Genomic DNA, 23,008 nt, shown 5'->3' on the forward strand with positions numbered 1-23,008 from the left:
CCGAATTGGCAAGATATTCTGATTAAAGCAGCGTATGGTGAAACTGTTTACAATAAAGGCTGCGTTGAATTTCGTCCTATACGCTATAGCTCTTGCCGCGGGGGGCATGGCATTAGTTATTATCGTGGCGCAAACGAACGCCGGTCAGTTGAGCGGGTGGTCAGCCGCTGCAGTAGTCATCGGCGCGTTTGCGTTTTTCTTCAGCCCAATTATTTCAGCATTCATCGTCTACAAGCAATTTGATCGAGTTCGCGAAAAGGAGGCGAACGCTGTTCGCCTTGCTGACGAACAGAATGCTATCCGATTGTCATCTCAACTTCGCTTTTTTGAGCGCGAAAAACTTATTGCAGCGATCGAGATGCATCACCCTGCGCTTGAGCGAAATTTGCACCGGGCGGTTCGTCAAAATGATTATGGTATGATCACTGAAGACAACCGAAATGCGGCTCTTCGAGAATTCTTTGACAGCATTGATCTTCAAACCGATCGACTCGAATTTGAAGAGGCCGCCAACATCACCTATGAACATCTAGAAACCTGTCGTGCGCGTTTTCTAGTGAATGGATTTGAGCCTGACTTACTACCTGCTGATGGGCTCGACTTTGAAATTTGGGTGGCGAACTCACTGGTCCTTTTTGGTTGGGAGGCACAAACGACACCGGCTGGTGGAGACCAGGGATTGGATGTCATCGCAAAGCGTGACGGCCGAAGTCTCGGGCTACAATGCAAGTTATACGGCTCGGCGGTTGGTAACAAGGCTGTGCAAGAAGCCTATGCGGGCCGTCCTTTTCATGGAGTGCAGAAGGTTGGCGTTATTTCGAACGCGGGTTTTACATCGAGTGCGAAAGCGTTAGCTCACTCGACTGGAGTACATCTCTTCTCGCCGAACGATATACCGACAATGTTTGAGCAAACATTCGGTTCTTGAAGAGCAAGATTTTCAACCCATCCACCGCCAGATGCCCGCAGTCCAGCCGCCCAGCGGCATGTGCGCGTAAGTGGCGGCGAGCCAGATTGCCGTGCCTCCTGCCCAAGGGATCACCCCCGCTTTCGGCAGCCGGCTCCATCGCGGCCAGTAGGTCGTCTTGCCCTCCCACTCGCGCCAGGCGCCGCCCATCAGGGCCTTTTTCTTGCGATCCTGCATATGCGCGCCGACGAGGGCGAGGAAACCGATGGCGCCCGCGGCCACCAGCGTGCGGGCGGTGGGCGCGGCGATGATGTGGGCGAGGGCCCATAGCGCGAAGCCCCACATCATCGGGTGGCGGGTGACGGCAAAGACGCCGTTTGCGGACTTGCTCATCGCCAGCTCCTGCGCACCCGGTGCTGGCAAGGCCGGGTTGCCCATCAGCGATCCCGTGATCAGCACCATGGCGACCAGCGTCAGCACGCTCGCTACCGCCCAGCTCACATCGTCGAAGCCCGACCACAGCGGCGTCATGGGCAAGTGTACGCCGGTGAAGGCGAAATACATCCACGCCGTGCAGGCGACGCTGACCAACGAATAGGCGATCATGAAGCCGCCTTGCCCCAGCCGCTTGACGAGCGAGGCGCGCAAGGGGTGCGACATGGCGAAATGCGTGCCGACGAAAGCGATGCTGGCGGCAATCAGTTCGATCAGGTCGCGTTCCATGATGCCTCCTCCCGCCGCGCGTTACTCGATGGCGAGCAGTTCCACTTTGAACAACAGCGTCGCGCCGCCCGGTATCGGGCCCTTGCCTTCCGGACCGTAGGCCAGCGTGGCGGGCGCGGCGAGCTCGATCGTGTCGCCCACGGCCATTTGCGGGATCGCCATCTGCCACGCCGGGATCAGCCGGCCGAGCGGGAAGTTGGCAGGCTCCCCCCGGTCATAGGAGCTGTCGAAGCCCGTGCCGTCGACGAAGGTGCCGGCGTAATGGACGGTGACCGTGTCCGCGACGCTCGGCTTTTCGCCCACGCCGTCGCCCGCGATCCGCCGCCAGCGCAGGCCGCCGTCCATGACCGTCCAGCCGTCCGCAGATGTGCGCGAATGGAGCGCGGTCTGCTGCTGTTGCTGCCAGGCGATATCCTGCGAATAATCGGGCGCCCGGTCCTGCGCCAGGACCGCCGCCCCGCTCGCCGCGATGGCGAGGCCCAGCATGGCCAGCGTGGTGCGCATGGAAGAAGTGCTTTTGCGTTTGGTTCCGGTCATCGGTCGTAGGCTTTCGGCAGGTCGCTTTCGTCGAGATCGCGATAGCGGTCGCGCAGGCGCGTCTGGTGGTTCGTCAGCGGCTGGTCGATGCCGTCGATGAAGACGCGAGTCGGGCGGCTGGACAGCTCCAGCGGATCGCCGTCCCAGATCACCACGTCCGCCACCGCGCCCGGTGCGAGCACGCCGTAGCGCCCGCCGACACCCGCGATCTGCGCCGGGATGGAGGTGATCGATGCCAGCGCCTCTCCCCACGTCAGCCCGGTGCGGCCCGGCACGCGGGCCAAGCTGACGAGGTTGCCGGCATATTGCGGGGCAAAGCGTGGCTGCTCCATGTCGGAATAGCTGCCGACCGCCACCGTCACCCCGGCATCGACCATGCGGCCGACATTGTCCTGCGTGGCGGCGAGCTGCTCGAAGCTGGACGGCAGGTCGTCGAGCGGGTCGGCGATCACCGGCACGCCCGCCGCCGCGATCTCCCTTGCCACCAGCCAGCCTTCGCTGACGCCGACGAGGACCAGGTCGAGCGCGGGGAATTCGCTTTTCAGCGCCAGCACGCTGCGGATATCGGCGGCCCGTTCGGCGCGGATGTAGAGCTGCTGCTGCCCGCTCACCACCGGCACCAGCGCGGCGGCATCGAAGCGGGACAGCAGCACATCGTCACGCTCCGCCTCGCTGTCGACCAGCCGCGGGTCGATCGGCACGTCGTCGCCCGTGTCGATACTGGCCGGGCGGCGGCGCGATCCGGAAATGCCCGACGCCTCGCCATATTGCCGTGCTTCACGCAGGGCATTGCGGAGCAGCGCATGCGCCGCCGGGCGCGACCCGCCCGCCAGCGCACCGCCGCGTTCGCCCAGTTCGATCATCTGGAAGGCGCGCGGCCGGACCACGGGCTCGGGATCGTCGCCGAGGTCGATGATCGCACCTTGGCCGGCAAAGATTGAACTGCCTGCGGTCCCGATGGCCGTGGCGCGGGTCACCCCGCCCGCGCGGCTGACCGCGACCTGCGTCGATGCCGGATTGATCGAGGTCGAGAAATCGAGCGCCGCGCTGAAGGGCGAGCTTCGAGCAGACAGGTCGTTCGAATTGCTCACCCCGCTGACATCGTACAGGCCGAGGTCGGTGAGCGAGGCGAAGATGCCGGGCGTGACCCAGCCCCCGCCCGCATCGACCACCGTGCCCGCCGGGGCGGCACCGCCGGCAGGACCGGCATAGGTCACGCGCCCGCCAGTGACGACGACAATGCCGCCTTCGACCGGCTCCGACCCGTCACCCGTGGCGACGGTGGCGTTGGTGACGGTGAAATCCTGCGCGGCGAGCGAGCCTGCCGAAAGGGCAAGGCCGAGCGTGGCGGCGGCGGACAGCAGGTGCTTCATTTCACGTCTCCTTCACCGGGCAGCCCAAGCTCGAAATCGCTCACCGGGCGCATCGCCGGATCGGCCGCGTCGAACAACAGGGCGCCGTCGATCCATACCCGCTCGGGCCGCGAATAGACGGAGAAGGGATTGCCGTTCCACAGCACCACGTCGGCCATCTTGCCCGTTTCCAGGCTGCCGGTCATCGCCTCGATCCCCATCGACCTGGCGGCGTTGTAGGTGATCCAGCGGATGCCTTCCGCATCGCTGATCTCGATGCCCATGCGGCGCCCGTCGGTTAACGCCTTGGCAGCTTCCTGGTTCAGGCGCTGGATGCCGTTCGCATCGTCGGAGTGGATGACCACGCAGGCACCCTGGTTGTAGAGCAGGGCCGCGTTTTCCGGGATCCCGTCGAGCGATTCCATCTTGAAACCCCACCAGTCGGCCCAGATCGCGCTGCAGACGTCGTTCTCGCGCAGCAGGTCGCTGATCTTGTAGGCTTCTACCGCATGGTGGAAGGCGCTGACACGGTAGCCCGCTTCTTTTGCCATATCGAGCACCAGCGCCATTTCATCGGCGCGGTAGCAGTGGTTGTGGACGAGGATTTCGCCGTCGAGCACGCCGGCCAGGGTTTCCATTTCGAGATTGCGTTTCTCGCGCTTGCCCTCTGCCCATTCCCTGGCTGCGGCCCACTTCGCGCGGTTGGTCGCGAAATTGCCCATGCGGGTGGAAGGCTGGCGGCCTCGGCTGCCGTAGACGCGCTTGGGGTTTTCGCCGCATGCCATCTTGAAGCCATAGGGCGCGCCGGGAAATTTCATTCCCTGCACCGTGCGGCTGGGGACATTCTTTAGCGTGACCGAGCGCCCGCCCATGAGGTTGGCGGAGCCGGGCAGGATTTGAAGCGACGTGATGCCGCCGTTGGCGAGCGCGCGGCTGAAGCCCGGGTCCTGCGGCCAGACCGAATGTTCGGCCCAAACGTCGGCGGTGATGGGGGAAGTGGCCTCGTTCCCGTCGCTCTGCGCGGACACGCCGGGGCTGGGATAGACGCCGAGGTGCGAATGGATGTCGATGATGCCGGGGGTCACGTATTTGCCCGTCCCGTCGATGCGGGTGTAGCCGGCCGGGATGGCGAGCGAGGCGTCGCCCACGGCCACAACCTCACCATCGGCGAACAGGACCGTGCCGCCATCGATCTGGTTGCCCGCCCCGTCGAGGATAGTCGCCCCCACGATCGCGGTCGGCGTGCCGGGATAGGCGGAATAGGTGCTGGCGAACGGCACTTCGGCCGGCGCGTCTGCGGTTTCCGCCTCCTCGCCCGTTCCGGTCGTTGCGCAGCCCGCGAGCGCGAATGCAGCCAGTGCCGCGAAGCCTGTCCTGAGGCCTGTGGTCATGGTTCCCCCCATCGGAAATGTCGGTCCTGCAGATGCAAAGGGCGGGACCCTGCCGGACCCCGCCCCCTCATCAATCAATTCGGCTTGGTGGCCGGGTGGATGCCCGCGCCCTGCGGTTCGCCCGGACCTTCGGCCTGGCCTTCCAGGTCGTCGCCCAAGTTGTCGTCTGCCAGCGTATCGAGATGCATCAGCTTCTTGATGAAGGGGCTGACGACCATCACGCCGACACCGATCCCGATGGCCCACCAGCCGACCGAGGAGTAAACGTCGAGCACGACCTGCTTGCCCGCTTCTTCGCCCACGCCTTCCGCGCCGGTTGCTGCCGCGATCAGGCCGGCGGCGAAGTTGCCGGTGGCCGAAGCGAAGAACCACGTGCCCATGATGAGCGATGCGATCTGCGCCGGAGCCAGCCGGTTCATGGCCGACAGGCCGACCGGCGACAGGCACAATTCGCCGGTCGTGTGGAGCAGGTAGATCAGGAAGATGAAGATCACCGGCACCGGCACGTCGATGCCCACCGACTGCGCGCCCCAGACCAGGACCAGGAAGCCGAGCCCGACCTGGATAACGCCCAGGCCGAACTTGAACGGGGTCGAAGGTTCGATGCCCTTGCGCCCCATCACGGTCCACAGCGTGGCGAACACCGGTGCCAGCAGGATAATGTAGATGGCGTTGATCGACTGGAATACCGATGCCGGCACGCCGCCGCGGTCGACATGGCGATCGGTGAACAGGTTGAGGCTGGAACCGGCCTGTTCGAACAGCGCCCAGAAGATGATCGACACGAAGATCAGGAACATCGCCGCGACGATCCGGTCGCGGTCATGGTCGGTCTTGGCGATCATCTGCAAGATCATCACGCTCAGCACGCCGCCTGCGCCGATCGTCGCGGGCAGCTGCCAGCCGGCATTGCCTTGCGAAACGAAGAACATCGACACGATCAGCAAGGCGCTGAGACCGACGAACGAATAGAACGCAGCCGAAGGTGCAGCGTTGTAGTTTCCGTAAGGCAGCTGGAACACCGCGATCGAAAGGACGTAGCAAACGAGCGCCGCGCCGAAGGTGCCGAGGAAGACGCCGACCGCGTCCTGGTTCTGGATGGCGATCCAGCACAATGCCACCATCAGCAGGCCGACGAGGTAGACGCTCATCTCCTTGCTCTTGGCCAGAGCCTTCGGCGGCTCGCCGCGACCGAGAAGCAGGCCCTTGCCGAGCACGAAGACGATCAGGCCGGCGAGCATGCCGATACCTGCAAGACCGAAGCCATAGGCCCAGCCATAGGTTTCGCCGATATAGCCGCACAGCAGGGAGCCGATGGCCGCACCAAGGTTAATGCCCATGTAGAAGATGGTGTAGGCACCGTCACGCCGCACGTCGGTGCGGGGGTACAGCTGACCCACGATGACCGAGATGTTGGCCTTCAGGAATCCGGAGCCGACGATGATGAGCGCCAGCGCCAGCCAGAAGACGTAAATGACCGGATTATCGGCATTGCCTGCTCCCGGCTCGCCTTCGAAGGCCATGAAGAAATGGCCCAGGGTCAGCAGGACCGCGCCGAACAGCACCGCCTTGCGTTGCCCCAGGTACCGGTCGGCCAGATAGCCGCCGACCACCGGCGTGATGTAGACCAGTGCCGTGTAGGCGCCGTAGATGATGCCCGCGTCGCTATCCGAAAACAGCCAGTGTTTGGTCAGGTAGAAAATCAGCAGGGCACGCATGCCGTAGTAGGAGAAACGCTCCCACATCTCGGCGAAGAAGAGGACGAAAAGCCCCTTCGGATGCCCCAGGAAAGTGCCCGCCGAATCTCCGTGCGGTAGCGATTGCGATGCCATCGAATAATCCCTCTTGTCCCTGTCGGGTGCAGCGCTGTCCCGCGCCGTTCCCCGTGGAAAGCGCGCACCCTAGCGGATGAATCGGCGCTGTGAAGCGACAAGTTGCAGACGAAACCGCCTTTCTGTGACCTGAAGGAGCCGCCGCCGTGTAACCGCGATGGCGTGGGAACTCTTGACGCGCTGCGCCGTATTATGGCACTGAAACACCTTGCGGCCGGCGGATTGGGCCATGGTCGCGCAAGAAATCGGTCGGGTTACCGGCCGATCGGGGACCGACATGAACCAAGCCAACCGACCCGTATACCTGCGCCTTCGCGACCTGATCGCCGCCGCGATCATCGAAGGCCGCTACGAGGAGGGTGCGATGCTCCCGTCCGTCCGCGCCTTCGCGGCGGAGCAGGGGGCGAACCCGCTGACGGTGGCCAAGGCCTACCAGCAGTTCCAGAACGATGGGTTGGTCGAGGTGCAGCGTGGGGTCGGCATGTTCGTGGTTTCGGGCGCGGCCAGCCGCCTGCGGGCGCGCGAGCGCGACGAGTTCCTGTCCGAAGAGTGGCCGGATATCCGCGCGCGGATGGAACGGCTCGGGATCGCGGCCAGCGACCTGCTCGCCGATTGCTGATCGGCCCCCTGGCCTAATTTAACAATTCATGCTGCAAGGTTGCCCCGTGCGCCCGCGTCTGGCAAGGAAAGCCAGGCGCGCAGGATTCGACAGCCGCTTATAAACAGGCGAAAAAAGCGGTTTCGTGGTCAACTCAAGGGGTGTGACATGATCAGATCGGAACTCATTCAGGCCCTCGCCGACGACAACCCCGATTTGCGCCACGAGGAAGTCGAGCAGGTGGTCGAGCTCTTCTTCGACGAAATCAGCGCACGGCTGGCCGAAGGCGGCCGGGTCGAATTGCGCGGCTTCGGTGCCTTTTCCACGCGCGAGCGCGAGGCCCGCAAGGGCCGCAATCCGCGCACGGGCGAGGAAGTGGACGTCGCCGCCAAGCGCGTGCCGTTCTTCAAGCCCGGCAAGGATATGCGCGAACGCCTCAACCGCGACTGACCGCGGTTTCCCGGCTCTCTATCATTGCCATCGTTGTGGCGGCGCCGCAGCCGCGCTAGGCGCTGCGAAGACGCGGGCGTGGCGGAATGGTAGACGCCGGGGACTTAAAATCCCCTGAGCCTTGCTCGTGTGGGTTCGAGTCCCACCGCCCGCACCAGTTTCAACTAGAGAAAACCATCCGGGGGATGGTTTCCGTTGAAACTCCCGAGCGAAGCGAAGGTGCGCCAACCTTGATTTTGGCACCCCTATCGGCCCAGCAGTCCCAGGCAAAGCCAAGCCCAGCCAACGCATCGCCGACTCCCGTCCGCACCCGCACTAGGTAGTTCCCCCAAACCCTTCCGCCGCCGCTTTTTAGCCAATCCGCGCCCAGACCTCTGCGTGTCGCCAATCTTCCGGCGATCAGGAAACGGGGACGACAGAATGGGGCAGGCCTGGCAGCTACCGATCATCGACGAGGGACAGGACGTGGACCGGCACAGGGCCTCGCACGCCCATCCTCACGCTCCGCATCCCGAAGAACGCCGCGCCAAGCCGCGCCAGACGATGCTGATCCGCAGCGCCAAGCTGGTCATCGGCGCGCGCGAATATCTCTGCGTCATCCGCGACGTTTCCGAAAAGGGCATCTCGCTGCGCGTCTTCCACGATATCCCGAAGGCGGACACGCTGGAGCTGGTGCTCGGCAACGGGGACCGGTTCAAGCTGACGCCCGTCAGGCGCGAACCGATGCTGCTGGCATGCGAATTCGTCGGCAAGCCGGACGTCACCCGCATCGTGGAGGAGCCGAGCCGTTATCGCCGCCGGCAAACCCGGCTGGCGGTCACGCTGCCGGTCACGGTAGAGGGCATCTTCGGCAGCGAGATGGCGCTCATCACCAATATCTCGCAGCAGGGTGCGCGGCTGGAATGCGAACGGCGATTGCCGGTCCACAGCCGTATCCGCATAGGCGCAAGGGGCCTGCCCGAGCTGGACGCCAATGTGTGTTGGTCGCACAGCCGGGCGGCGGGCGTGACGTTCGAAAACTATCTCCGCTTCGAGGAATTCGCCCAGCTCGTCGCCGCGATCTGACCGCGGTTTAACCATTGGATAACCATTTTCCTTCACTCCCGACCAAGACATCCGGACAGGTTGGCCAACGGGGGCAGGAATGGCAGCGGGAACGCGCAAGAACAGCGGTGAAATCGAAGTTGACGTGGCGATCGTGGGGGCTGGTCCCGCGGGGCTGACCGCCGGATACCTCCTCACCAAGGCCGGCAAGTCGGTCGCGATCATCGAGAAGGACGCGCATTACGTCGGCGGCATCAGCCGCACGGTGGAGCACGACGGCTATCGCTTCGACATCGGCGGCCACCGGTTCTTTTCGAAAAGCGCTGCTGTCGTGGATCTGTGGGACGAAATCCTGCCCGATGATTTCATCCAGCGCCCGCGGATGAGCCGCATCTATTACGAGGGCAAGTTCTACAGCTACCCGCTGCGCGCCTTCGAAGCGCTGCGCAACCTGGGCCTGTGGCGCTCGACCGTCTGCATGGCGAGCTACCTCAGGTACAAGCTCTTCCCGATCAAGGACATCCGCAGTTTCGAGGACTGGACCACCAACCAGTTCGGCCGCAAGCTCTATTCGATCTTCTTCAAGACCTACACTGAGAAGGTGTGGGGCATGCCCTGCGACGAAATGAGCGCGGACTGGGCGGCGCAGCGGATCAAGGGCCTGAGCCTGTGGAGCGCGGTGGTCGACGGGCTGAAGCGCAGCCTCGGCCTCAACAAGAAACCGAATGACGGGATGGGTGCCAAGACCCTGCTCGAAAGCTTCCGCTACCCGCGCCAGGGCCCCGGCATGATGTGGGAAGCCGCGCGCGACAAGATCGTGGCGAGCGGCAAGGGCGAGGTCCTGATGGGCCACGCGCTGAAGCAGCTAGCCAGTGATGGCGAAGGCGGCTGGCGCATGACCGCCAGCGGTGCGGATGGCGAGAAGATTATCCGCGCGAAACACGCGATCAGCAGCGCGCCGATGCGCGAGCTCGCCGCGCGCCTGCATCCGCTGCCCGACACGACGCTCAATGGCTCGAAGCTGAAATACCGCGACTTCCTCACCGTCGCGCTGATGGTGGAAGGCGAGGACCTTTTCCCCGACAACTGGATCTACATCCACGACAGCAAGGCGCAGGTCGGCCGGGTGCAGAACTTCCGCAGCTGGTCGCCCGAAATGGTGCCGGACGAGAAAATGGCCTGCGTCGGCCTCGAATATTTCTGTTTCGAGGGGGACGGCCTGTGGGAAATGGACGACGGCGATCTCGTTGCGCTCGCGACCCGCGAGATGGACATGCTCGGCCTGCTCGACCCCAAGAAGGTCAAGGGCGGCGCGGTGGTGCGGCAGGAAAAGGCCTATCCCGTCTATGACGAGGATTATGCAGCGAACGTCGCCGCGATGCGCGCCGAGCTGGAGGACAGGTTTCCGACGCTGCACCTGGTGGGCCGCAACGGCATGCACCGCTACAACAATCAGGACCACGCGATGATGACCGCGATGCTGACGGTGGAGAACATCCTCGCCGACCGCCGCGTGTACGACATCTGGTGCGTGAACGAGGATGCCGAGTATCACGAGGCCGGTGACGAAGGCGCCGAGAAGGCTCTACCAGCCCGCGAGACGGTGAGCGAGGACCAGGCCGCCGCACTCAATTCCATGCGCGACGTGCCGGAGCGGGTGAAGCCCGCTGCGGGTAGCAAGGCCGCCTGACGAAACCGCCATGGCGCCCATCGTCCGCCGCCTGATCGACATCCGCTTCACGCGCTACGTGCTGGCAAGCGTCGGCGCGCTGGCGGTCGACGTCGGCACATTCCTCGCACTGCTCGCCTTGTCGGCCGCGCCGTGGGCCGCATCCGCGACCGGCTATTCGCTCGGCATCCTGGCCCACTGGCTGCTGTCGAGCCGGACCGTGTTCGGCACCGACGTGGCGGACCGCGGCCCTGCCCGTACGCGGCAAAAGGCACTGTTCGTTGCTTCGGCGCTCGTCGGCCTCGCCCTCACCACCGCGATCGTGGCTGGCGGAGCGGCAGCGGGGATCGATCCGCGCGCGGCCAAGCTGGCGGCCATCGTGGTGAGCTTCTTCACCACCTGGCTGCTGCGCAACCATTTCGTCTTTCGCACCGCGGGCACGCCATGAGCGGTCTCGACCGGCGGCGGCCGCTGTTCGGGCGGGAGATGGTCGTGCGCGTTGCCGCCGTCTGGCTCGCCGCCATCGCGCTGTCGCTCGCATTTGCATGGAGCAAGCTTGCCGCGCTCGACCTACCGGGGCCGGACGATGCGTTGCGGCTGGTGCAGGTACGCGACCTTCTGGCCGGGCAGGGCTGGTTCGATCTCACCCAGTACCGGATCGACGCGGCGAGCGGCGGCATTGCGATGCACTGGTCGCGCCTCGTCGATGCGCCAATAATCCTGATCGCTGCCTTGCTGGCTCCGCTGATCGGGCACGATGCGGCAGAAGTGGTTGCGCTCGCGGCAGTGCCGGTCTTGACCTTGCTCGCAGTGATGCTGCTGGCCGGCCGGATCGCTTGGCGGATGCTGGGCCTGAAAGCGGTCGTCGCCACCGGCATAGTGGTTGCCGTCGCCGCGCCGCTTGCGAACCAGCTGCGGCCCGGGCGCATCGATCACCACGGCTGGCAGATCGCGCTAGCGCTGGTGGCGATCAACGCACTTATCGCGCGTGACGAGCGAAAGGGCGGCCTTGTCCTCGGCACGGCGCTGGCGGCGTGGATGGCGATCTCCATCGAAGGCCTGCCGCTCGCTGCCGCATTCATCGGCATCGCCGCGTTGCGCTGGCTGCGCGATCCGCAGGACGCTGCGTTGATGACCCACGCAATGGCCGCGCTTGCCGCTGCCAGTGCGCTGCTGTTCGCTTTTACGCGCGGCTTCACCGACCTTGCCGCCCACTGCGATGCGATCGGGCCGGTGCACCTGTCGGTGTTCCTACTTGGCGCGGCGAGCCTGTTCGGCCTTGCCCGTCTCGAACCCCGGAGCGTTGCCGTGCGGCTGGGCGGGCTTGCCGCCACTGCGGCGGCGGCATTCTCCCTGCTCGCGTTCAGCGCGCCGGAGTGCGCGACCGGCGGCTTCGCCCAGGTCGATCCGGCGGTGCGCGAGGGCTGGCTTGCCACTATCGCCGAAGGCCTGCCGATGTGGCAGCAGGAACCGACCATCATCCTGCTCACCGTGGTGCCTGCCGCGCTGGGCATCTGGGGCATGATGCACCACGCCAGCCTGACCCATTCGTGGCTGCGCCGCTTCTGGCTCGAGTATGCCGCGCTGACGCTCGCCGCCTTGGGCGTCGCCATGCTGGTCAGCCGCGCCGGTTCGGTCACCGTGGCCTTTGCCGCCCCGGTGCTGGGCTGGCAGCTGTCGCGTTGGGTGGAGGTGGTGCGCACCTCGCCGGTGCCGCGCCAGCGCATTGCCGCCATCGCGGGCTGCACGCTGATCCTGGTGCCCGCCCTGCCGTTCACGCTGGGCACGCTGCTGACATCCTCTGCCGTCAATGCGTCGCCAGGCGCAGCGCCGGACATCCTGGAGACGTGCGAGGCCGACTGGGCCGCATTTGCGAAACAGGCCGGGCGCGGCGAGGAAGTGCTTGCCCCGCTCGACCTCGGCCCGCAGATCCTGCTGCGCAGCCCCGCAGGCGTGGTCGCGACGAGCCACCACCGCGGGGATCGCGGCATCAAGGTCTTGCTGGAGATTTTCGCCGCGTCACCGCAGGAGGCCCGCACCATGCTGGCGGCGCGCGGCACGAAGTGGGTTGCCACCTGCACCGGGCATCACGAGCTTTATTTCTACGCGCTGGAAGGTGGCGAGACGCTGGCCGGCGCCTTGCGCGGCGGGAACGCGCCTGCATGGCTGGAGCCGGTGATCGCGCCGCGCAGCCCCGCCGATCTCGCCCTGTGGCGGATCAGGACGGAATGAAGTCCATCGCCACGCCGTTCATGCAATAGCGCTTGCCCGTTGGGCGCGGTCCGTCATCGAACACATGGCCCAGGTGGCCGCCGCAATCGGCGCACAGTACCTCGGTGCGCGGGTAACCCAGCTTGTAATCGGTATCCGTCGCGATCCCGCCGCGCAGAGGGCGATAGAAGCTCGGCCAGCCGGTGCCGCTCTCGAACTTGGTCGACGAGGCATAGAGCCGGTTCTGGCAGCCTGCGCAGACATAGGTGCCGGCGCGCTTCTCGCTGTTGAGCCGGGAGGAATAGGGGCGCTCCGTTCCCGCCTGCCGCAGCACGCGGTATTCCGCGCTCGTCAGCTGGCGGCGCCACTGGGCGTCCGCCTTTGTCACCGGCCAGTCGCGCGCCTCGGCCTCGCTCGCACCGCAGGCGGCAAGCACGGGCAGGGCGGTGCCGATGCCCAGGAATCTGAGAAAGCCGCGCCGGTCGGAACTGGCTGGGCCCTGGTCGTGTCGTGTGGGCAAAGTCATGCGTGTCTCTGCCATGATATACGTATCGGCAGGCTGAACGGTTGCATTCCGGCGCGTCAGAAGCGCGACATGGTCACCCCAAGCTTGCGGAAGCCGTGGACGAAGTTCGCGCGCACGCGCTCCACCTCGCCCGTCACCGCGATGCGCATGCGCCGGGCGTGCATTTCTTCCAGCAGGACCCGCAGCTGCAATTCCGCCAGCCGGGCACCCACGCAGCGGTGGATGCCATAACCGAAGGCTATGTGCCGCCGCGCATTCTCGCGCGTGATGTCGAGCTTGTCGGGATTTTCGAACATCTCTTCGTCGCGATTGGCGGAAAGGTACCACATCACGAGCTTGTCGCCCTTCTTGATCTGTTCCCCGAACAGCTGCGCATCCTCGGTTGCTGTGCGGCGCATATGGGCGAGCGGGGTCTGGTAGCGGATGCATTCCTGCACCGCGTTGGGGATGAGGTCGGGGTTCTGTTCGAACAGTTCGCGCTGGTCTGGGAACTGGTCGAAGGCATGAACGATGCCGCTCATCGTGTTGCGGGTGGTGTCGTTGCCGCCCACGATCAGGAGGACGAGGTTGCCCATGAATTCCTGCGGGTCCATCTCGGCCATGGCCTCCGAATGGATCATCATGGAAATGAGGTCGGGCCCCGGCTCTTCCTGCGAACGCCTGGCCCACAGCTGCTGGAAATAGGCGCCCATTTCCAGGAGGATACCCTGCCGCATCTCGTCGAGATCGCGGACCAGCGCGATCTCCGTGTCGCCGGCCCAGTCGCTCCAGAAGGTGAGCAGGCGGCGGTCTTCCCACGGGAAGCCGAACAGGATCGCGAGCATGCCGGTGGTAAGCTCGATCGAAACCGTGTCGACCCAGTCGAACTCCTCGCCTTCGGGCAGCGTATCCAGCAGTTCGCCGGTGCGGGCGCGGATCTCGCTTTCCATCCGCTTCATTTCGGCGGGCGTGAAGGCGGGCGCCACCGTGCGACGCTGGCCGGTGTGCTTGGGCCGGTCCATCGCGATGAACATCGGCAGCTCGAAGCGCTCGCGGCCCTGCTTGGCCAGCTGCTCGTCGTCGAGGCGGTTGAGGATGGTGATGCCGCCGTATTCCCAGCTGGAGGAATAGAGTTCGGGCAGCGATTCGACGTGCTGGATGGCCTTGTGCTGAACCACGTTCCAGTAGGACCCGAAGGGGCTGCGCTCGACATAATGGAGCGGGCCTTCCTCGCGCATTTCGCGGAAGATCGGCTGCCAGCGATCCTCGTAATAGATGTCGCTGCGGCTAACGTCCTTGGGGTCTTCGTGCGTCCAGACCTGGTCGGGGTTCGCCGCAAGGTGGGCGTCCAGCACCTCGACCGCCGTAGGGGAGGACCGGAACTTCATCGGAGCCTGCGGGGGTGCCTGCGTTGCCATACCTTTTATCTCCTCGCCCTCCTGCCGGTACATGCCTGCGGAATGGGTGGGCGTAGTGTTCACTGCGCCGCGCCGTCCGTCAAGACGGGTTTCGAAATGCGACGGATTTATACAAACGTCTCACCGCGCGGCGGGAACGGGCCGGCTGCGGCGGGTCAGCATCCTGCGCCAAAGCGGCCGCCGGTCCTGCGCGCCCGATTTCATCACGCGGCTGCGGAACAAGCCCGCGCCGACTTTCACGAAAATCGCGACCCACACGGCCTGGTAGGCAAGGGCGAGCACATGCGGCCACAGCATTGCGTCCTGGGCGGCGCGGGCGATCATGGTGAAAGGGGAGGACAGCGGAAACGCCATTGCCGCCATCTCCACGCCCGACCCCGGCTGCGCCATCGCGTAGCTGGCGAAGAGGAACACCATGAGCTGCATCATCGTCACCGGCATGGACAGCGTCTGCACCTCGCGCACGGTGGCCGCCATCGATCCGATCGCGAGGAAGACCGAACCGAGCAGGAGGTAGGCCATCGAGAAATAGGCGATGCCGAGCCCGAAGAAGGCGGGCCAGCCCACGGCGGGCGGGCTGAGGTCGGCGAGCGAGCGCCCCGCCATCGACAGCAGCCCGCCGCCGACCAAGCCCCACACGGTGATCCCGACGAAGGAGATCGCCAGCATCGCGAACAGCTTGCCGAGGAAGACCGCGTCCATGGGGATCGCCGCGGCCAGGATCTCGATGATCTTGTTGCCCTTCTCCTCGACGAGGTTGGACAGGACCATCCCGGCAAGCAGCATCGTCAGCATGAACAACAGCAGCTGCCCGCCCTGCGCGGTGAACAGGCGGGTGCGCGTCTCGCCCGCGGTGCTGCCCTGCGTGGTCGTGCTCGCGACTTGCGGCAGGGGCGCCGCGCCGCCGCTGCGCGCTTCCCGCGCGATCAGGCCGACGCGGCCCTGCCACGCCGCGACCTGCTCCGCCGGGCCGTAAAGCTGCGGCTTCTCCAGCGTGCCGCCGACGATGGCGCCCATGTTGACCTCGCTGCCTCGCAGCGCCGCACCGGGATCGAAATCGCCGCTTGCATCCACGCGCACGAGGCCGGGGATATAGTCGCCCAGTTCGGCCCGGAGCTGCGCATGGGCGCGCTCGAATTGCACCGTTGCCGCCGGCGCCATGGCGATGCCCAGCACAGGCCGGTCGACCGTGTCGCGCACCTCCGCACCGATACCGCCGGCAAGCCCGCCGATAACGAAGGGGAACAGCGGGCCCAGCAGGAAGAAGATGAAGGTCTTGCTCATCAATACGGCAAGGAAGTCCCGCCGGGCGACGACCCATGCCGCGCGCCACACCGGCAGACGGCCTTCGATGTGTCCCGCGCTCATGCCGGGCCGTCCTGTTCGCCGGTGCCCGCCATCTCGGCAGCTGCCGCTTCGCCCGCGATGGCGACGAATGCATCGTGCAGGCCCGCGCGCTCGATGGAGAGCGACAGGATGCCGGCCTCGCCTTCGATCAGGGCGCGCAGCAGGGGCTCGACCCCCGTTTCAGGCAGGTCGAACGACCAGAAATGCCCGCCGCCCGCCTTGCGGTCATGGTCGGCGCTTGGCGGCAGCGCGGCGCGCCAGGCGCCCTCGCCGCGCGCGGTTTCCAGATGGACTTGCGCCGGTATCCGGTCCCGCGCCACGTCGACCGAGCCGGCGAACGGCACTTTGCCGCCGGCGATGATGGCGATGGATTCGCACAGGCGCTCGGCATGGCTGATGACGTGGGTCGAAAAGATCACCGTCGTGCCGGCATCTGCCAGCCCGCGGATCATCTTTTCGAGCTTTCCCTGGTTGATCGCATCGAGGCCGGAGAATGGCTCGTCCAGCACCACCAGCTTCGGGCGGTGGACCAGCGTGCCGAGCAGCTGGACGGTCTGCGCCATGCCTTTCGACAACTGGCGGATCTGGCGCTCGGCCGCGTGGCCGAGGCCGTGCGCTTCCAGCAATTCGCGCCCGCGCCGGCGCCCTTCGGCCAGCGGAAGGCCCCGCAGTGCGCCCATGAAGCCGATAGCCTCGTAAGCCTTCATCGAAGGATAGAGCCCGCGTTCTTCCGGCAGGTAGCCGACCAGCCGCGCGACATCGCGGGGGTTGGCGTGGCCAAGCAATTCGCGCGTCCCGCTGTCGGGATCAATGATGCCCAGCAGCATGCGCAGCGTCGTCGTCTTGCCCGCGCCGTTCGGGCCGAGAATACCGTAGATCGCGCCTTCCGGCACGGTCAGGTCGACCCCGTCCACCGCCAGCGTTTCGTCGAACCGCTTGACCAGCCCGCGCGCGACGATGGCATTGCGCGCGAGCGCTTCGCCGGTTTCGTCGGGGGAATGGGTTGGCACGGCGGCTCCGCTGTCGGTAAGCATTGCAGCGACTTAACCGTCGCGAGTGAACGGGAGCAACTGCAAGTTTGGTTAATTCGGGCTCTTTGGCAGGCTTGCAGGACCGCTTGCGGGCGCAGGCGGCGGCACTCGGCTTCGCGGCTGTGGGCTTTGCCGACGCTGCGGGCGACCCTGTGCGCAAGGCCCGGCTGGAAGAGTGGCTGGGCGACGGGCACCACGGTTCGATGGAGTGGATGGAGGCGCGCAAGGACCAGCGCGCCGATCCGCAAGTCCTGTGGCCCGCCGCGCAAAGCGTCATCGCCCTCGGCATGGCATACACGCCTTCGGTCGACCCGCTGGCGCTGGACGGCGATGACGAGCGGGCGCGCATTTCCGTCTATGCGCAGGGGCGCGATTATCACGATACTGTGAAAAAGGCGCTTAAGGCGCTCGCCCGCTGGCTGGTGGCGGAAGCCGAGCGCGATGGGCTGGGAACGCCGGAACTCAAGGTGTTCGTCGACACGGCGCCGGTGATGGAAAAGCCATTGGGGCAGGCGGCGGGCCTGGGGTGGCAGGGCAAGCACACCAATCTCGTCAGCCGCGACCATGGCAGCTGGCTGTTCCTCGGCGCGATCTACGTCGCCCTGCCGTTCGCGCCGGACCAGGCCCACGCCGACCGCTGCGGGTCGTGCCGGGCCTGCCAGGATGCCTGCCCCACCGATGCCTTCCCGGCGCCCTACCGCATCGATGCGCGGCGCTGCATTTCCTATCTCACGATCGAGCATCACGGCCCCATTCCGGAAGAATTCCGCGAGGCGATGGGCAACCGCATCTATGGCTGCGACGACTGCCTGGCGGTATGCCCGTGGAACAAGTTCGCCGACGCGGCAGCCCGCCACAAGGCTTTCGTCCCGCGGGCGGAGCTGGTCGCACCGCGGCTCGCCGAGTTGCTGGCGCTGGACGATGCGGGCTTCCGCCAGCTGTTCTCCGGATCGCCGATCAAGCGCATCGGGCGCAGTCGCTTCGTGCGGAACTGCCTGATTGCCGCGGGCAACAGCGGCAATGCGGATTTGCGCGCACCCGTGGAGGCATTGCGCAGCGATCCGGACCCGGTGGTTGCCGAGGCCGCCGACTGGGCGGCGGCCCGGCTCTAACCGCGTCAGCGTTGCAGCAGGTTGCGAGCCTGGCTCGCGATCTGCGCCAGCATGGCAGGGGCCACGCCGACCGAATTCTGCGCGCGGGTGATCATGGAGCGGAACTGGCGGATCGCCTCCTCGTTCTGCTCGACCCAGTTTTCGACCGCGCCCTGCGGATCTTCCTTCGCGCCCTTGCGGCGGGACAGGCGGCGCAGGAATTCAAAGCGCATCTGCTGGAAATCGCGGGCGAGGCCGGACACGAGCAGGCGCTCCCACACATCGGACGGGTTCATGGTCGCCGCCGTGCTCTGCGCCCAGTCGATGCCGAGCGCGGAGCCGATTTCGGTAAAGCCATGGGTGATCTGGCGGGCCGGGATGTCGCTGTCGCTCGCCAGCTGGGCGAGGCCGACCGCGCCGTCGAATTCGAACATGCGCGATACCTGCGCCGCCATCGCATCGCTGGCGCCCGCTTCGGTGAAGCGCTGGCGCAGCCTGGCGGACTGGGCTTTCAATTCGCGGCCGAGCAACTGCTCGGTGTCGCTCGCTAGCACGTCCACGCTCTTGCCCAGCTCCTTCACCATGGCAGCCGGACGCACCCGCCCGGCTGCCGTGCGCAGGACGTCCGACATCAGGTTGGCAGAGGCGGCCGCCAGCCGGTCGAACAGGAACAGGCGCGCGCTTTCTTCCATCCTGGCCGTGTCGAGTTCGGCCCAGAGGTCGCGCAGGTTGAACAGGTGCGCCACGGCCACGAAGCTGGCCGCCACCTGCGCCAGCTCGACGCCTTCCTCCTCCGCCAGTTCGAACGGGTGGACGATGCCCAGGCGGTTGACCATCGCGTTCGCCAGCTTGGTCGCGATGATCTCGCGGCGGAGCCGGTGGTTTTCGATCTGCGTCTTGAAGCCTTTGCGCATCGGCTCCGGGAAGCTGCGCAGCAGGAGATCGTGCAGCACCGGATCGTCGGGCAGGTCGCTCGCCTCGATCGCGCTTTGCAGCACCAGCTTGGCGGAGGACAGGAGCACGGCGAGTTCGGGCCGGGTCAGGCCGCGCCCGTCACTCGCGCGGCGTTGCAGCGCCTGGTTGTCGGCCAGCCCTTCGGTCCGCCGGTCGAGGTTGCCGCCGTCTTCCAGCGTCTCGATCAGGTGCAACTGCGAGCCGGTGGCGTTCGCGCCGCCGATGCCGGCGATCGACAGGGCGAGCGCCTGCAGCCGGTTGTCTTCCAGCACCAGCTTGCTGACCTCGTCGGTCATCTCTTCCAGCAGCTTGACGCGCTTGGGCTCGCTCAGCTTGCCCGCGCGCTTTGCGGCGGCGAGCGCGATCTTGATGTTGACCTCGTTGTCCGAACAATCGACCCCGGCGGAATTGTCGATGAAGTCGGTGTTGATCGCCCCGCCATTCAGCGCGAATTCGATCCGCCCGGCCTGCGTGACGCCAAGGTTCGCGCCTTCGCCGATCACTTTCACCCGCAGCTCGTCGCCATTCACCCGGATCGGGTCGTTCGCGGGATCGCCCACGGCGGCGTTGTTTTCTGCCGAGGCTTTCACATAGGTGCCGATGCCGCCGAACCACAGCAGGTCGGTGGGCGACTTGAGGAGTGCGGAAATGAGCGCCTCGGGCTCCATCGCCTTGTCCTCGATATCCAGCAGCTTGCGCATCGCGGCGGTCAGCTTGATCTGCTTCGCATCGCGCGGGAACACGCCGCCGCCTTTGGAGATGAGGTCCTTGTCGTAATCGTCCCAGCTCGACCGCGGCAGGTCGAACAGGCGCTTCCTTTCCTTCCAGCTTTTCGCCGGATCGGGATCGGGATCGATGAAGATGTGCCGGTGGTCGAAGGCGGCGACCAGCTTGATCGCTTTCGACAGCAGCATGCCGTTGCCGAACACGTCGCCCGACATGTCGCCGCAACCGATCACGCGGACCGGATCGGACTGCACGTCGACGCCCATTTCGAGGAAATGGCGCTGCACGGAAATCCACGCGCCCTTGGCGGTGATGCCCATCGCCTTGTGGTCGTATCCGTTGGAGCCGCCGCTGGCGAAAGCGTCGCCCAGCCAGAAATCCCGGTCTTCGGCGATGGCGTTGGCCACGTCGGAGAAGCGCGCGGTGCCCTTGTCCGCCGCGACCACGAAATAGGGATCGTCCCCGTCGCGGATGACGACGCGTTCCGGGTGGATCACCTTGTCGCCGTCGAGGTCGTCGGTGATCGACAGCAGGGTGCGGATGAAGACCTCGTAGCTCGCCTGCCCCTCGGCCGCCCAGCCGTCGCGGTCCTGCGCGGGATCGGGCAATTGCTTGGGATAGAAACCGCCTTTGGCGCCGGTCGGCACGATCACCGCGTTCTTCACCCGCTGGGCTTTCATCAGGCCGAGGATTTCGGTGCGGAAGTCGTCGCGCCGGTCGGACCAGCGCAGGCCGCCGCGCGCCACGGGGCCGGCGCGCAGGTGGATGCCTTCGACCCGGCGCGAATAGACGAAGATCTCGCGCCACGGCAGCGGCTTGGGCAGGCCCGGCACCTTCGCGGAATCGAACTTGAACGCCAGCGCTTCCGCCGCAGCAGGGGCAAAGATGTTGGTCCGCAGCATCGCCATGATCGTGTCGCGATAAAGGCGCAGCAGGCGGTCGTCGTTGATCGCCTGGACGCGCGACAGCCCAGTGCGGATCGCGCGGCGGGCATCGGCGGCGGCTTCCTCGCGGTCGCCCTTGAAATCGGGATCGTGCAACGCGTGGATCAGGTCGATCAGTGCGTGGGTGACTTGCGGCGCACCGCGCAGCGCGCCCACCACGGTGTAGATGACGAAAGTCATGCCCGTCTGGCGCAGGTAGCGGTAGAACGCGCGCATCCAGCCGGTCGCGGCGGCACTGACGCCGGTCGTGGTGACGAGGACGTTGAACGCATCGTCCTCCGCTTCGCCATTGAGCACCGCGGCGATGGCGGCCTCGATATCGCCCGCGCGGTCCAGCAAGGCATCGGTATCCTGCTGCGCACCGAGGTCGAGATGGAAATCGTGGATCGTGCCGAGCTTGCCGCGGTCGAGCAGGGTGGGCACTTCTTCCAGCACGCGGAAACCGAAGTTCTCGAGCGCGGGGACGGCGTCGGACAGCGGCAGGCTACCCGATTGCTGGTAGACCTTGAGGCGCAGCGACCCGTCGGCGTCGTCGTCCTTGCGATAGAGGCGGACGCCGCGATCGGGCGCGCCTTCGCTTCTGCCGTCGAGCGTGCGCAGTGCGGTGATGTCCCGCGCGGCTTCGGCCGCCGTGTTGCGCAGGCGGTAGCCTTGCGGGAAGCTTTCGGCGAAACGCCCGGCGATGGCGGCGGCGCGGCCTGCTTCCTCGGTCTTGCCGAGCTCGCGCTCCACGGCCTCGCCCCAGCCGCGCAGCATCGCTTCCAGCTCTTCTTCCAGCTTTGCCGCATCGGGCACGCTGCCGCCTTCGCGGATGTCGAGGACGAAGCGCAGCGTCGCCAGCTGGCCGCCGTCCACTTCCAGGCTCCAGTCCAGCAGCTTGCCGTTTGCCGCCTCGCTGACCAGCGTCTGCGCCTGGTTGCGCACCGCCGTGCTGAGGAGGTCGCGCGGGAGCCAGACGAACACGAACAGGTGGCGCGCCAGCGGCGCTTCCACCAGCGCGAGGCGCGGGCGCGGGCGGTCGACCAGCCGCATCATCGTCGTCGCTACGCGCTCGACGTCCTTGTCGGTGAACCCGATCACCAAATCGTGCGGCAAGGTGGTGAGCGAATGGACCAGCGACTTGCCGGCATGGCCCTGCGGGTCGAAGCCCAGCTTGCCCGCCAGCGCTTCCAGCTGCGCGCGCATGCGCGGGACGTTCTGCGGGCGGGTGGTGAGCGCGGCGCTGGTCCATACGCCGGCATGGATCGAAAGCGCGTTCACCGTCGTGCCGTCTTCCGCGAACAGCGGCACGATAAACAGGTCGAGCGGGACCGGGCGGTGCACGTTGCTGATCCGGTTGGCCTTGATCGCCAGCGGCGCGGCCTCGCACGCATCGCGGTCGGCGAACCAGGCAAAGGCGCGCTCGATCGATTCGGGGGCCAGCAGCGGGCTCGCGCTGGCACGGCAGATGCCGAGCGGGGCCTTGGTCTCCCCGCCGCGCTGGTAGATGATGTGACCGAGCTGGGTCAGGTTGCCGTCGTCCAGCCAGCGCATCAGTTCCGCGCCTTCACCCTTGCAACCGTCGAGTGCGGCGGCATCGCGCTGCATCGCGGCGCGCAGCTTGGGCCAGTCTTTCACCGCCGCATGCACATCGTCGAGCGTTTCGGCCAGATGTTCGCACAGCGCGCGGCGCTGGCGGGCATCGGCGCGCGAACATTCGACATAAATCATCGATTCCGCAGCCGCGCCGTTGCCGTTCTCCCGCCGGTCGTAAGCGGAAATCCCGTCGATGGCGCCGCCTTCGTCACGCGACACGCGAACCACGGGATGGACCAGCCGGTCGATGGTCAATCCGTGTTCCGCGATGGCGGCCGCGACCGAATCGACCAGGAAAGGCATGTCGTCGTTGATGATAGCAATGCGCATGAAGCGCCGCTCTTCGGAAGCGGATTCCAGCGTGATGTTGTGCTTGCCCGGTTTGCGGCCGGCAGCCGCCGCCAGCAGGAAGGTGGCGGCATCCTTGCGCGCGGCAGGGGGGAAGGCCGGGTCGCCGAGAAGAAGCGAGGCGGAAATCTGCTTGCCGAGCGCATCGACCAGCTTGCCGGGCACATCGTCCGTCCGCTTCGTCCGGCCTTTACCCATCTGCGCTGCTCCTCAAGAACCCTGGCGTGCCGGCGGGAAGCGGCACGATTGCCGCAACAAAATTGCCGCTGCCGGCAGCAATCGGCCCGCCCTTACCCCCGTGAGCCAGCGGCGGCAACAGGTGCAATTGCGATAATTCATTCGTATGCACGAAAGG

General features: G+C 66.1%; 18 protein-coding genes and 1 tRNA gene. 9 read left to right on the forward strand and 10 right to left on the reverse strand.

The genetic code is table 11. The annotated features are described in order from the left end of the window. Window positions 1-37 precede the first annotated feature (37 nt). Window positions 38-928 (forward strand): restriction endonuclease, encoded by an 891-nt coding sequence (locus tag QQW98_RS05675; protein ID WP_290136560.1) that lies wholly within the window; start codon window positions 38-40, stop codon window positions 926-928. Window positions 929-940: 12 nt separating this feature from the next. Here the strand turns inward: QQW98_RS05675 and QQW98_RS05680 are convergent, their stop codons facing one another. From QQW98_RS05680 to QQW98_RS05700, 5 genes are all read right to left on the reverse strand, one after another. Further along, a complete protein-coding gene (locus QQW98_RS05680) occupies window positions 941-1,630 on the reverse strand; it encodes an NnrU family protein (RefSeq protein ID WP_290136561.1) in 690 nt (229 codons plus the stop codon). Between the two features lie 21 nt (window positions 1,631-1,651). Beyond that, window positions 1,652-2,134, reverse strand: a complete 483-nt coding sequence (locus QQW98_RS05685; RefSeq protein WP_290136562.1) for an FKBP-type peptidyl-prolyl cis-trans isomerase — start codon at window positions 2,132-2,134, stop codon at window positions 1,652-1,654. A gap of 29 nt (window positions 2,135-2,163) precedes the next feature. Then, on the reverse strand, window positions 2,164-3,540 hold the full coding sequence (locus QQW98_RS05690) for an amidohydrolase family protein (RefSeq protein ID WP_290136563.1): 1,377 nt from the start codon (window positions 3,538-3,540) through the stop codon (window positions 2,164-2,166). Continuing rightward, window positions 3,537-4,910: an amidohydrolase gene (locus QQW98_RS05695; RefSeq protein WP_290136564.1), complete on the reverse strand. Its 1,374-nt coding sequence runs from the start codon at window positions 4,908-4,910 to the stop codon at window positions 3,537-3,539. The genes QQW98_RS05690 and QQW98_RS05695 overlap by 4 nt, the downstream gene beginning before the upstream one ends. A 74-nt stretch (window positions 4,911-4,984) precedes the next feature. Further along, window positions 4,985-6,742 (reverse strand): peptide MFS transporter, encoded by a 1,758-nt coding sequence (locus QQW98_RS05700; RefSeq protein WP_290136565.1) that lies wholly within the window; start codon window positions 6,740-6,742, stop codon window positions 4,985-4,987. Window positions 6,743-7,019: 277 nt separating this feature from the next. Here QQW98_RS05700 and QQW98_RS05705 point away from each other — a divergent pair, with 277 nt between their 5' ends. From QQW98_RS05705 to QQW98_RS05735, 7 genes are all read left to right on the forward strand, one after another. Continuing rightward, window positions 7,020-7,361: a GntR family transcriptional regulator gene (locus QQW98_RS05705; protein WP_290136566.1), complete on the forward strand. Its 342-nt coding sequence runs from the start codon at window positions 7,020-7,022 to the stop codon at window positions 7,359-7,361. Between the two features lie 147 nt (window positions 7,362-7,508). Further along, window positions 7,509-7,790 carry an integration host factor subunit beta gene (locus QQW98_RS05710; RefSeq protein WP_290136567.1) on the forward strand — a complete coding sequence of 94 codons (282 nt, stop codon included), beginning with the start codon at window positions 7,509-7,511 and terminating at the stop codon, window positions 7,788-7,790. Between the two features lie 72 nt (window positions 7,791-7,862). Continuing rightward, window positions 7,863-7,947 (forward strand) — tRNA-Leu (locus QQW98_RS05715). A 263-nt stretch (window positions 7,948-8,210) separates the two neighbouring features. Continuing rightward, window positions 8,211-8,855, forward strand: a complete 645-nt coding sequence (locus QQW98_RS05720; protein ID WP_290136568.1) for a PilZ domain-containing protein — start codon at window positions 8,211-8,213, stop codon at window positions 8,853-8,855. Window positions 8,856-8,934: 79 nt separating this feature from the next. Continuing rightward, window positions 8,935-10,524: an NAD(P)/FAD-dependent oxidoreductase gene (locus tag QQW98_RS05725; protein WP_290136569.1), complete on the forward strand. Its 1,590-nt coding sequence runs from the start codon at window positions 8,935-8,937 to the stop codon at window positions 10,522-10,524. 10 nt (window positions 10,525-10,534) lie between these two features. Beyond that, on the forward strand, window positions 10,535-10,951 hold the full coding sequence (locus QQW98_RS05730) for a GtrA family protein (RefSeq protein ID WP_290136570.1): 417 nt from the start codon (window positions 10,535-10,537) through the stop codon (window positions 10,949-10,951). Beyond that, the gene (locus QQW98_RS05735) at window positions 10,948-12,735 is read left to right on the forward strand and encodes a hypothetical protein (RefSeq protein WP_290136571.1); all 1,788 of its coding nucleotides are present in this window, start codon (window positions 10,948-10,950) and stop codon (window positions 12,733-12,735) included. Before QQW98_RS05730 ends, QQW98_RS05735 begins: the two co-directional genes overlap by 4 nt. Here the strand turns inward: QQW98_RS05735 and msrB are convergent. From msrB to QQW98_RS05755, 4 genes are all read right to left on the reverse strand, one after another. After that, window positions 12,722-13,240, reverse strand: a complete 519-nt coding sequence (gene msrB / locus QQW98_RS05740; protein WP_290136572.1) for a peptide-methionine (R)-S-oxide reductase MsrB — start codon at window positions 13,238-13,240, stop codon at window positions 12,722-12,724. The two genes, QQW98_RS05735 and msrB, sit on opposite strands and share 14 nt — an antisense overlap. Window positions 13,241-13,296: 56 nt before the next feature. Further along, a complete protein-coding gene (locus QQW98_RS05745; protein WP_290136573.1) occupies window positions 13,297-14,637 on the reverse strand; it encodes a cytochrome P450 in 1,341 nt (446 codons plus the stop codon). A gap of 120 nt (window positions 14,638-14,757) precedes the next feature. Then, a complete protein-coding gene (locus QQW98_RS05750) occupies window positions 14,758-16,005 on the reverse strand; it encodes an ABC transporter permease (RefSeq protein ID WP_290136574.1) in 1,248 nt (415 codons plus the stop codon). Continuing rightward, window positions 16,002-17,018 carry an ABC transporter ATP-binding protein gene (locus tag QQW98_RS05755; protein ID WP_404800874.1) on the reverse strand — a complete coding sequence of 339 codons (1,017 nt, stop codon included), beginning with the start codon at window positions 17,016-17,018 and terminating at the stop codon, window positions 16,002-16,004. Before QQW98_RS05755 ends, QQW98_RS05750 begins: the two co-directional genes overlap by 4 nt. A gap of 71 nt (window positions 17,019-17,089) precedes the next feature. Here QQW98_RS05755 and queG point away from each other — a divergent pair, with 71 nt between their 5' ends. After that, window positions 17,090-18,127 carry a tRNA epoxyqueuosine(34) reductase QueG gene (gene queG, locus QQW98_RS05760; RefSeq protein WP_290136877.1) on the forward strand — a complete coding sequence of 346 codons (1,038 nt, stop codon included), beginning with the start codon at window positions 17,090-17,092 and terminating at the stop codon, window positions 18,125-18,127. 5 nt (window positions 18,128-18,132) lie between these two features. On the opposite strand, the gene QQW98_RS05765 is transcribed toward queG, so the two are convergent. Next, on the reverse strand, window positions 18,133-22,851 hold the full coding sequence (locus QQW98_RS05765) for an NAD-glutamate dehydrogenase (protein ID WP_290136576.1): 4,719 nt from the start codon (window positions 22,849-22,851) through the stop codon (window positions 18,133-18,135). Between the last annotated feature and the right edge of the window lie 157 nt (window positions 22,852-23,008).

The sequence above is a fragment of the Alteriqipengyuania flavescens genome (genome assembly GCF_030406725.1).
Taxonomy (GTDB): Bacteria; Pseudomonadota; Alphaproteobacteria; order Sphingomonadales; family Sphingomonadaceae; genus Alteriqipengyuania_B; species Alteriqipengyuania_B flavescens.